The sequence below is a fragment of the Parasynechococcus sp. genome (genome assembly GCF_042954245.1).
Classification (GTDB): domain Bacteria; phylum Cyanobacteriota; class Cyanobacteriia; order PCC-6307; family Cyanobiaceae; genus Parasynechococcus.
Genome location: NZ_JBGKDP010000031.1, coordinates 1 through 10,714, shown reverse-complemented (window position 1 = coordinate 10,714; position 10,714 = coordinate 1). Strand labels below are relative to the sequence as shown.

General features: G+C 60.7%; 8 protein-coding genes and 2 pseudogenes. 2 read left to right on the top strand and 8 right to left on the bottom strand.

Annotated elements, in window-relative coordinates; genetic code table 11:
• Positions 1–168: 168 nt before the first annotated feature.
• Positions 169–324, bottom strand: a pseudogene (locus ACGVJ8_RS01135) (L,D-transpeptidase); the annotation flags it as partial.
• A gap of 169 nt (positions 325–493) precedes the next feature.
• Here ACGVJ8_RS01135 and purT point away from each other — a divergent pair.
• Positions 494–1,672, top strand: a complete 1,179-nt coding sequence (gene purT / locus ACGVJ8_RS01130) for a formate-dependent phosphoribosylglycinamide formyltransferase (RefSeq protein WP_392345100.1) — start codon at positions 494–496, stop codon at positions 1,670–1,672.
• Positions 1,673–1,865: 193 nt separating this feature from the next.
• Here purT and ACGVJ8_RS01125 read toward each other — a convergent pair.
• From ACGVJ8_RS01125 to recN, 7 genes and pseudogenes are all read right to left on the bottom strand, one after another.
• A pseudogene (locus ACGVJ8_RS01125) lies at positions 1,866–2,330 on the bottom strand (HAD family hydrolase); the annotation flags it as partial.
• Entirely contained in the window at positions 2,270–3,754 is a 1,485-nt protein-coding gene (locus ACGVJ8_RS01120; protein WP_392345099.1) for a glycosyltransferase, read from the bottom strand. The gene ACGVJ8_RS01120 and the pseudogene ACGVJ8_RS01125, both read right to left, overlap by 61 nt.
• 222 nt (positions 3,755–3,976) lie before the next feature.
• Positions 3,977–4,120 carry a hypothetical protein gene (locus ACGVJ8_RS01115; RefSeq protein ID WP_392345098.1) on the bottom strand — a complete coding sequence of 48 codons (144 nt, stop codon included), beginning with the start codon at positions 4,118–4,120 and terminating at the stop codon, positions 3,977–3,979.
• A gap of 138 nt (positions 4,121–4,258) precedes the next feature.
• The gene (locus ACGVJ8_RS01110; RefSeq protein ID WP_392345097.1) at positions 4,259–5,068 is read right to left on the bottom strand and encodes an alpha/beta hydrolase family protein; all 810 of its coding nucleotides are present in this window, start codon (positions 5,066–5,068) and stop codon (positions 4,259–4,261) included.
• Between the two features lie 7 nt (positions 5,069–5,075).
• Positions 5,076–5,225, bottom strand: coding sequence for a hypothetical protein (locus tag ACGVJ8_RS01105; protein WP_392345096.1), 150 nt, complete (start codon positions 5,223–5,225; stop codon positions 5,076–5,078).
• A gap of 160 nt (positions 5,226–5,385) precedes the next feature.
• Positions 5,386–8,361, bottom strand: coding sequence for an excinuclease ABC subunit UvrA (gene uvrA, locus ACGVJ8_RS01100; protein ID WP_392345095.1), 2,976 nt, complete (start codon positions 8,359–8,361; stop codon positions 5,386–5,388).
• A gap of 26 nt (positions 8,362–8,387) precedes the next feature.
• Positions 8,388–10,088, bottom strand: coding sequence for a DNA repair protein RecN (recN, locus tag ACGVJ8_RS01095; protein ID WP_392345094.1), 1,701 nt, complete (start codon positions 10,086–10,088; stop codon positions 8,388–8,390).
• 77 nt (positions 10,089–10,165) lie between these two features.
• Here recN and ACGVJ8_RS01090 point away from each other — a divergent pair.
• Positions 10,166–10,714 (top strand): AarF/UbiB family protein (locus tag ACGVJ8_RS01090; RefSeq protein ID WP_392345093.1); only part of this gene is annotated, 549 nt, incomplete at its 3' end.

Below are 10,714 nucleotides of genomic sequence, written 5' to 3'. Positions count from 1 at the left end.
CATCCAGGCCTACACCGCCAAGGCCCCCGAGCCCGCTCCCGCTGCACCCGTTCAGGGCCTCTGGTGATCTAACGGCACAACGACAAAACACGTCCACCGAGCCCTGGGTCCGCCCAGGGCTTTTTTGATGCCCACTTTTTTGATGCCCAATGGATCAGAACAAAACCATCAAGGCAGGACCACGACTGGCGTCCCCACCTCCACCAGATCAAAAACCCTGCGGATGTGTTCGTCATAGAGGCGAACACATCCATGGGACACAGCACGTCCGACGGTCCAACGGTGGGGCGTGCCGTGCAAGCCGACGTGGGAGCAGCCACGAACCTGCACCACCTTTCTCCAGCAAGAACCGCCAACAACGTCGCCCGAAGCACTGGACTCAATCAAGAACGCATCCTTGACCTAGCGGGACATCGGGCGCTGCACCCCAGGCTGCGAAAAGTCTCAGGACTTGCGTTGATTGATGATGCAGGCAAGCCGTTCAAGGATCACCATGCCGTCGTTTCCACGCACCGTGATGCTGCTGGGCAGCGGGGAGCTGGGCAAGGAAGTGGCCATTGCTGCCCAACGGCTTGGCTGCCGGGTGATCGCCTGTGATCGCTATGTCGGTGCCCCGGCCATGCAGGTGGCTGACGTGGCCGAAGTTCTGCCGATGACCGATGCCGATGCATTGCGAGAGGTGGTCAGGCGACACCAACCCGACGTGGTGATCCCGGAGATCGAAGCACTCGCCGTCCATGCCCTGGCGGAACTCGAACAAGAGGGGATCACTGTGATTCCAACGGCCCGCGCGACGGCCGTCACCATGAACCGAGACCGCATCCGCGACCTAGCGGTCGGCGAACTCGGTCTCCGCAGCGCCCGGTTCGCCTATGCCACCAGTGCTGAGGAACTCACAGCGGTGGCGGAACCTCTGGGCTGGCCCATCGTGGTGAAACCGGTGATGAGTTCCTCCGGCAAAGGCCAGAGCGTGGTGACCTGTGCGGACGATCTGCCCAAGGCCTGGGAGACCGCCATGGCCGGCGCACGGGGCACCTCAACTCAGGTGATCGTGGAGGAATTTCTCCATTTTGATCTGGAGATCACCCTGCTTACCATCCGTCAACGCAATGGCGAAACCCTGTTCTGTGCACCAATCGGCCACGAACAGGAAGGAGGGGACTATCAGTGCAGCTGGCAGCCGGCTCAACTCACCGACCAACAACTGCGTCAGGCCCAGGCCATGGCCAAAACCGTGACCGACAACCTGGGCGGTGCCGGTCTCTTCGGTGTGGAATTTTTCCTTTGTGGCGATGAGGTGATTTTTTCCGAACTGTCTCCCCGGCCGCACGACACAGGCCTGGTCACCCTGATCAGCCAGAACATGAGCGAGTTCGAACTGCACCTGCGCGCTGTTCTCGGTCTACCGATCCCCACCATCACGGCAGCTGATGCAGCCGCCAGCCGAGTGATCCTGGCCCAAACGAATATGGACTCTGTCGCTTTTGAAGGGGTCGAACAAGCTCTCACAGAAGCTGACACCCAATTGCTGCTGTTCGGCAAGCCCACAGCCCGCCCCGGTCGGCGCATGGGTGTGGCCCTGGCAAGGGGAGGAAATCGGAAGGATGCACAAGCCAAGGCCGACAGGGCAGCCGCCTGTGTGACCGTGATCCCAAGATCAACGACTGCCTGAAAACCGGTAGTGGGTTAAGCCATCCAGCACGGCTCCAACACTGGGCGCTTCGACACGTACACCCGCTGCTGGGTCCGTTGACCCAACAGGCAGGGATCGTGATCCGCAGGAACCACCGTGGCGGGCAAACCATCCAATCCCCCTGCTGACTGGCCACCACCAGAACCTGCTGCAGGGGGAGCTCCCAAGACTGGGCCAGAAAACGGATGGCCTCGCTGCGGGAGGCGCGCTGGGGCAGAATATTCAGGAACCAATGACAATGGAGCTGGGGTTCCGCCTGTAGACCATGGCGGCGCAAGCACTGACGGGCCAAACCAATCAGACCGCGGTTGGAAGCACGCAACAGGTAGCTGACCTTGAAAGGACTCTGGTGATCAGGGTCCTGAAGTTGAATGTGTTCCTGGAGTTGCCCCATCGCTGCGAGAACAGCCTCGCGATCCCATGCTTGACTGATGCGGTCCGCCCACACGGGATCTTCCACGCAATCCGACGTGTGGTGAATCTCGGTTCCAGCCCAGCAGATCCAGGCCTTGGGGTCGGGAAGATGCAACTACTGGTAGCGCTGACGCGCCTGATCCAACGACCGCCCCGTGAGAATCACCAAGCCTGTCGAAGCGACAAAGGGTTCGGCGTGAAGCCGATCGCGCAGATGCGCCAAGGAGCGTTCCTCCGGCAGCTCCAAGCAGCTGTCGAGATCCAACGCCAACAGCCTGGAGATGAGACTGGGCCGCCGCACCACCGACACCCACGAACAGGTGACACGCGGATTTTCTGCTGCATCAGGGCGAGGTACTGACCCACATGGGCATCCCAGCTGAAGTGCCGACTGATGGCCTCAACCCCGTTGCCACTCCAACGGCGCCAACGGGAGCGATCACTGCCGGCCAATTCCAGGGCCTCCTGAAGTGCCCCGGGATCGGTGACATCCGCCAGAAGACCGTTGTCGCAACGGTGTTGGATGTCCCGTGGACCGCCATCGTCGGTGGCCACCATCGGCAAACCGCAGGCCGCGGCCTCAAGAAGGGTGAGTCCGAAGAGTTCGGTTAACGCCGGATTCACAAACAGCCCTGCACGACGCGCAGCCCAGCGATAAAGGGCAGGAATCTGGGCACGGCTGTGTTGTTTGGGATAGGCCACCTGACCATAGAGATCAAAGCAATCCACCAGATCGAAGACCTGCTGAAGCACATCGCGCTGCTGCTTCTCGAGCTGACGCGGGTCATCCCGACAGCCGAGCACAAGCACCAGGTTGTGACGCTGTCGCAGCACCGGCAACTGACCAAAGGCTTCCACCAGAGCGGGAATGTTCTTGCGCCGCACCGCACGGGAAATCGCCAGCAGGGGCGGACGATTCGGCTCCCTGAGGGAAGGCTGCAACAGGCTTTGCAGCGCGGAGCATTCCTGCGATGAACCGTGGGGATGGAACCGGGAAGCATCAACGCCAGGGGGCACCACCGCCGCTTGATCCGCCTGAAAGTGGCCGTAGCGGCAGTACTGCTGATCCGCCTCCTGTCGGGTGCTGGTGATCACCAGATCCGCCCGGGCCAAGGCCCGCTCTTCGGCGTCGATGCGTCGGCTGATGGCATAGGTCTGCTCAAGTTGAGAGCGATCCAAGCCACCAGCGAGGAGACGTCGCTGTTTCTCCCGGCCGAGGGAATGGCCAGTGAAAACAAGCGGAATCCCCAACCGCTGACTAACAAGAGCACCCGCCAGACCGGCATCGGCGTAATGCGCATGGATCCAATCCACCCTCTGGCCGGTCTGGCTCAGATGTTCCACCAGCGGATCAGCCAGCTCCTCGAGATAAGGCCAAAGCAACTCCTTGCGCAGATACCGCTTGGGACCAAAGGGAAAGCGCAGGATGCGGGCCGCTGAAGCAATGGCTTCGACCCGTTGGCTGTAATCGAGATCAACCTGACGATCCTGAATCAGCCGAGTCACCACATCAACCTGATCGACCTCCGCCCGCTGCGCCAGGCTGCGCACGAGCTCCAGCACATACAACGTCTGGCCACCGGTATCAGCATCCCGACCCAGTTCGAGCTCATGGGAACGAAACAGACCGTGAAGGTACAGATGCAACAACCGGATCCCCATTCGCTCCCCTCACAAACAACAACGGGACGCAGATTCGGTGCCGTTGTTGTTTCTTTAGAGACGAAAAAGGGGTAAAAAATGAAAAAACCCCCTTAGCAGACCGACAAATCAAACCGAGCAAAAAAGCCGAGTCACTCTGTCTCGCAGAGGATCTGAGCCCAAGGGACAACAGTCATACCCTCGGCTTGATGTAACAAGCCAGCAACGTCAGAGGCGGTCGCTTACATCGACAAGGCTGCCCTGCTCGTCACCCCAACCACCCGCAGAGAAGGTGACGGCGCCATCCACATCAAGCTGCTCGTTGATCCAGCCAAGGATGACCGACCCCAACCTGTGCCGGGGACGGCTCACCGCGAAAACTGCGAAGGCTGAAGTGGTCTGCACCCTGCACCAACACCAAGCGGTGACCCAAGCGCACGGCCTTGTTCTCACGCATCGGAGCAATCGCTTCCGGACCCGAAGGCACCACCCAATCGTGGGTACCGCCGATCAGCAGCAACTTGGCCGGAAGGCTCTCCAAACGACTTCCGTCAAACAAGAGACGCAAGGGCGGGCTGACGGCCACAACAGCCTTGACCCTTGGGTCGGTAACAGCGGCTTGGTTAACCCCCGACAGCCAACTGCATTAGAGCACTCAGCTGATGTTTCACTCCGGATCCTTGAGGTCGTTGCAACGGGATTTGAGTTTTCGATCAGTGGGGATACCACCGGCCAACTGAACGTGGTGGTGGCTTTCCAGGAGTGACACACCACCGCAACAGCATCGGTGTTCAACGTGGTCCCAGGCAGAAGACGCCGCCCTGCACTGATGGCATCAAACAAAGCGGACACATCAAGGGGGCGAAGCCGCAACTCTTCAGGCCCCGGCGGCGGCGCATCACCAGCGAGCATCGCTTTCTGTTGATTGAAATCACTGCCGGGGTGGTCTGGCACCAAAAGAGTGTAGCCATGGGCAGCCAGCACCTCACCCCAACCTTCAAAGGATTCCGGATCGTCCCAGAGCCCATGGGAAATTACGACCAAGCGTCCGTTGGCTGGCGCTGCAGGCTGAAGCGTCAGAACCCGCAGGGGTTTCGGCCGATGGGGCACGGGCACCTGAACAACCTCACGGGACCAACTGGAGCGCAGTGGCCCCCGCAGAGCGGCCGTCACGGATGCGGCCTCAACGGAACGGGCCAAGGCAAGCCCCTCCTCAAGATTGGTTTTAAGCCGGTTGGCCACCTCAGCGAGGCGAGATAAATCGATCGACGCCTGCTCTCTCGGCAATTCCCTCAAGAGACACAACCTGTGTCGCCGCATGGAGGGCCTACTCCAGCAGCGGCTGACCAGTCGATCCCGCCAGTAATGCCTTGGTTTCCAAGAGCAGTGGCGTTAGGAACACCTGGCGCAGCAGCGACAACAACCTACCACCACTGGCCAGTTCCAAATCCTGCAGATCCGTACTGGCCTGAATCAATTGTTCAGCGGACTCACCGTCAGCGAAGTTGATCGTGATCTCCGTGTCCAGAACGGCAGACGCAACACGAACCGCTACAAGGCTGAAGCGGGACCCCCGCGAAGGACCAGTGACATGCCAACAAAAGCCAGGGCCGCCAGGTGGGTGCGAAGTCAGGCCATCAATCCGCCATGGAAACGGGGAGTTTTGGTGGATGCTGCTCCAAAACTCGAGCCAGGTAGCGGCCAGTGTGACTGGTGGGGTGCTGGGCGACCTCTTCTGGAGTGCCGGTGACCAGGATCTCGCCACCCTTGTCACCGCCTTCGGGGCCGAGATCGATAATCCAGTCGCTGCAACGGATCACGTCAAGATTGTGCTCGATGCAGATGATCGAGTTGCCCTTGTCGACCAACCGCTGCATCACATCCATCAGCTTGTGCACGTCGTAGAAGCTGAGGCCGGTCGTGGGCTCATCAATCAGATAAAGCGTCTTGCCGGTGGCCCGCCGTGACAGCTCGGTCGCCAACTTCACCCGCTGGGCCTCACCCCCCGAGAGGGTTGGCGCCGGCTGGCCGAGCTTGACGTAGCCGAGGCCCACATCCACCAAGGTGCGCAAGCGATCTGCCGCCTGAGGAATGGCATCAAACACCTCAGCGGCCTGCTCCACCGTCATTTGCAGCACATCCGCGATGGTGTGGCCCTTGTATTTCACCTGCAGAGTTTCGCGGTTAAACCGGGCGCCTTTGCAGACATCGCACTGGACGTACACATCTGGCAGGAAGTTCATCTCAATCACGTTCACGCCCTGACCACGGCAGGCCTCACAGCGGCCACCCTTCACGTTGAAACTGAACTGCCCCACCTGGTAACCGCGGGCTTTGGCCTCCACTGTGGCGGCAAACACCTGACGGATCGGATCAAAGGCACCGGTGTAGGTGGCTGGATTGGAGCGGGGCGTGCGTCCAATCGGGCTCTGGTCGATGACGATCACCTTGTCGATCGACTTCAACCCCCGCAGTTCACCCAGACCATGCGGAAAGGGCACCTTCAGACCCAGTCCGTTCTCCAGGGCGGGATGCAGGAGCTCATTCACCAGGGTGCTCTTGCCGCTGCCGCTCACCCCGGTGACGGACACCAACCGGCCCAAGGGGAACTCAATCGAAACGTTCCTGAGGTTGTTGCGGTTGCAATCAATCAACTTGAGTGAGCGCGAACCGCTCTGGCGGCGTTCGGCCGGCGTTGGAATGGACCGACGGCCACTCAGGTAGGCGCCGGTGAGGGATTCGCTGCTGGCCACCAGGTCATCGAAACTTCCCTCCGCAACGATGTGGCCCCCATGGACGCCGGCACCAGGGCCGATGTCCACCACGTGATCGGCAGCACGGATGGTGTCTTCATCGTGTTCCACCACCACCAGAGTGTTTCCGAGATCCCTGAGCCGCACCAGGGTGTTCAGGAGACGGTCATTGTCCCGCTGATGCAAGCCGATGCTCGGCTCATCCAGCACGTACAGCACCCCGGTGAGACCAGCACCGATCTGGGTCGCCAGGCGGATGCGCTGGGCTTCACCACCGGAGAGCGTCATCGCCGGTCGATCCAGGCTCAAGTAGTCGAGACCAACATCGAGCAGGAATTTCAAACGCAGGCGGATTTCCCTGAGCACCAGATCACCGATCTGGATCTGACGGGCATTCAGCAAGGGCTCAGAGCCCTCATGGGCGCCCACGCCCATGAGTTTTTCGATCCGTTCCAGGGTCTGACCGACGCTGACGGCCGTGAGTTCTGAAATCCGGTACGACCCCACCTTCACCGCCAGGGCTTCGGGGCGGAGCCGCTGACCGGCACAGCTGGCACAGGGCACCAACTCCAGATATTTCTCCAGTTTCTGGCGCTGGGACTCGCCGCTGGCATCGCGGAGCTGCCGCTCGAGAATTGGAAGAATGCCTTCGAAGGGCCGGGTGTATCCCCCCTTACCCTTGCGATAACGGCTGTCGGCCTGGATCAGAATCGGTTCGCGGCTTCCGATGAGCAGCACATCCCGCTGCTCATCGCTGAGTTGATCCCAGGGGGTTTTGATCTCGAAACCAAAGGCTTCACCAACAGAGAACAACAGAGAGAAGTAATAGCTGTTGTCTTTCTCGGCCCAGGGAGCGACCGCGGAATACACCGGCTGAGTTGGGTCCGGGATCACCCGGTCACAGGTGAACTTGCGCAGATGGCCAATGCCATGGCAGTCCTCACAGGCGCCGTAAGGGCTGTTGAACGAAAACAGTCGCGGTGACAGCTCCTCCATCACAGCGCCATGAACGGGGCAGGCGAAATTCTCGGAGTAGAGACGCTCCCGTTCAATGCCATCGGGAAGCTCCTCCCCTTTCTTGGGCACCACCTCCACCAACGCCAGACCGTCTCCACGTTTGAGGGCCGTGCGCAGCGAATCGGTCAGCCGTTCCTGGATCCCCTCACGGGCCACAAGACGATCGACCACCACCTCAATGTTGTGGCTGTGGTTCTTGTCGAGCTCGATGTTGTCGGCCAGTTCGCGCACCTCACCGTCGATGCGCACCCGGGCGAAACCTTCCGCCGCCAAACCACTGATCAACTTGGTGTGGGTGCCCTTTTTGCCGCGCACCACCGGCGCCAACAGCTGATAACGGATTCCCTCCGGCAACAGAAGGATCTGATCGACCATTTCGTCGATGCTCTGAGGCCGGATCGAACGTTCACATTGCGGGCAATGGGGCTCACCAGCGCGACCGAACAGCAGACGGAGATAGTCCTGAATCTCCGTGACCGTACCCACCGTGGAACGGGGGTTGTGACTGGTGGATTTCTGATCAATCGAAATCGCCGGAGACAGGCCCTCGATGGCATCGACATCAGGCTTGTCCACCTGCCCCAGAAACTGGCGGGCATAGGCCGAAAGACTTTCGACGTAGCGGCGCTGTCCCTCAGCAAAGATCGTGTCGAAGGCGAGCGAACTCTTGCCGCTGCCACTCACCCCGGTGAACACCACCAGCTTGTTACGGGGAATAGTGACGTCGACGTTCTTGAGGTTGTGCTGGCGAGCGCCACGCACACGGATCACATCTTCAAGACTTCCGCCCGAAAGATTCACAGGGGCCGTCTGACCGGTGCTCTTGGCAGCAGCTCGCGCCATCAGGACCCGTTTGAAAGCTCATGAGCTTAGGAAGAACCGAAGCCTTCAGCTGTTCGCTGGTCCAGCAGGCTCGCTGCATAGGCATCGGCCTGTTCGCCACCAGCGAGGTCTGCCAGCTCCTGGCGGCGTTCCTGAGTGTCCCGCAGTCGGGACACTCTCGAGTGGGTGACGCCGTCTTCCACATGCTTGCTCACCCGGAAATGGTGATCAGCAACGGCTGCTACAAGCGGTTGGTGGGTGACGCAAAACACCTGACGCTGACGAGCCAGGGTCTGAAGGAGATCCGCCATCGCTCCACTGACGCGTCCACTGACGCCGGCATCAATCTCATCGAACAACAATGTGCTGGAGCCATCCACCGCGGCAAGGGTGGTCTTGAGCGCGAGCAGAAAACGAGACATCTCACCGCCGGACGCAACCTCCGTCAGCGTTGCCATCGGTTGGCCGGGATTGGCGGAAAACAGGAATTGAACAGCATCCGCACCATGCTCAGCCGGATCACAGGGAATGAGATCCACCTTGAAACGCACGTTGGCCAAACCCATGGGAGGCAACAGCTCCAGCAACGACGCCTGCAAAGCCTCCGCCGCCTTGGACCGCTCGCGACGCAAGGCCGCATTGGCCTGATCTCGCGTTTGGCGTCGGTCGTTTTCCTCCTGGTGCAGGCGGGCGAGATCCGCCGCGAAGCCTTCCGATCCCAAACGATGAAGAAGCTCATCGCGACGCTGAATCAAACCGGGCAGATCAAGGCCGTAGCGGCGCTGCAGGCGTTTTAAGACCGACAGGCGGTCTTGAATCCGCTCCAGCTGGTCTGGATCGCTCTCGAGTGCCAGACCGTATTGATCGAGGGAGCGCAACAAACCATCCACACCCGCTTCGAGATCCAGAGCCTGATCACGTAGGGGCTCAAGCGAACCATCCAGCTGCGCCATGGCCTGCAGCTCCTGGATGCACGCCGCGAAATGATCCTGCAGGGAAGGCGCCTGATCCACACCCTCATGGAGGCGCCCAAACAGCAAGGCCAAACCCTCCAGCAGCCTCACGCCATGGACGAGACGGTCTTGATCCTGTTCCAGCCGCTGCTGCTCGTCTGGGTCTTCGAGATCGGCAGCTTGTAGCTGCTCCAACTGCTCTTCCTGTTCAGCCTGCTCCTGTTCGGAGCGCTGCTGCTCCTGATCAAGTGCCATCAGGGCATCTGCAGCCTGGCGCCATTCGGTCCAGGCATCAGCCACCTGAGCTTTGACCTCGGCCAATGCAGATCCACCAAGACGGTCAAGCCAGAGCCGTTGCTGCCCCGTCCGCGACAACAACTGGGTCTGTCCCTGAACAGTGAGATCAATCAACAGCGGCCTGAGCTCAAGCAACTGCTGACGGTTCACCGTGCTGCCGTTCAGCCGGCAGCGACTGGAATAACGATCACCCTCCTGCCGTTTCCATTCGCGGCTGATCAGAAGCTCCTCTTCGGGGTCAAACTCCGCCGCGATCAACCACTGCTCGAGGGCTGGATTGAGTTGAAAAGCAGCCTCGATCCTGGCGCGATCCGAACCAGTCCGCAGCAGACGAACGCCGCTGGAACCCTGCGCTCCACCCAGGACCGCATCGAGGGCATCGAGAAGGATCGACTTACCGGCGCCGGTCTCACCGGTGAGCACCGTGAAACCCGAGCTGAAGTCCAGTTCAAGACCCTCAATCAGAGCGATGTTCTGCAGCAGCAGACCGGTGAGCACGTCCAGCCCTGTGATGACGCCGACCGTAGCGGCAGCTCGGTTCGTTTAGAAGGGGTGTCGGACATCCCGGTAAATTGATGGCGCAGGAGCTCGGGGATTTCATCGAAGCCGCAGGGTTGCTCGAGTACGATCCCGCCGCCATCACACGTATCTATGCCGGCCATCCCCAGCGGCTGATCCGCCGGCTCTGGCAAACCCTTGTACCCATCGGCTTGTTGCTGCTGGGCGTCGCCTTCGACTGGATTTTCCAGTTGCTGAAGAATGAGGAACGGGCCCGGGGTCGAGCACGCGAATGCGCTGAACTTCTCGTGGATCTTGGCCCCGCCTTCATCAAGGCCGGCCAGGCGCTCTCCACCCGACCGGACATCGTTCCCCCGCTGCTGCTGGCGGAACTGGCCCAGCTGCAGGACCAACTGCCCGGCTTCGACAGCGGCCTGGCCATGGCCTGCATCGAAGAGGACCTGGGCGCACCGGTGGCTGACATTTTCGAGCAGCTGGACCGGGAACCGATTTCAGCCGCCTCCCTGGGTCAGGTGCACAAGGGAACCCTCAAGAGTGGCGCCAGGGTGGCGGTGAAGGTGCAGCGGCCGGGGCTGCGCGAACAGATCACCCTGGATCTGTACATC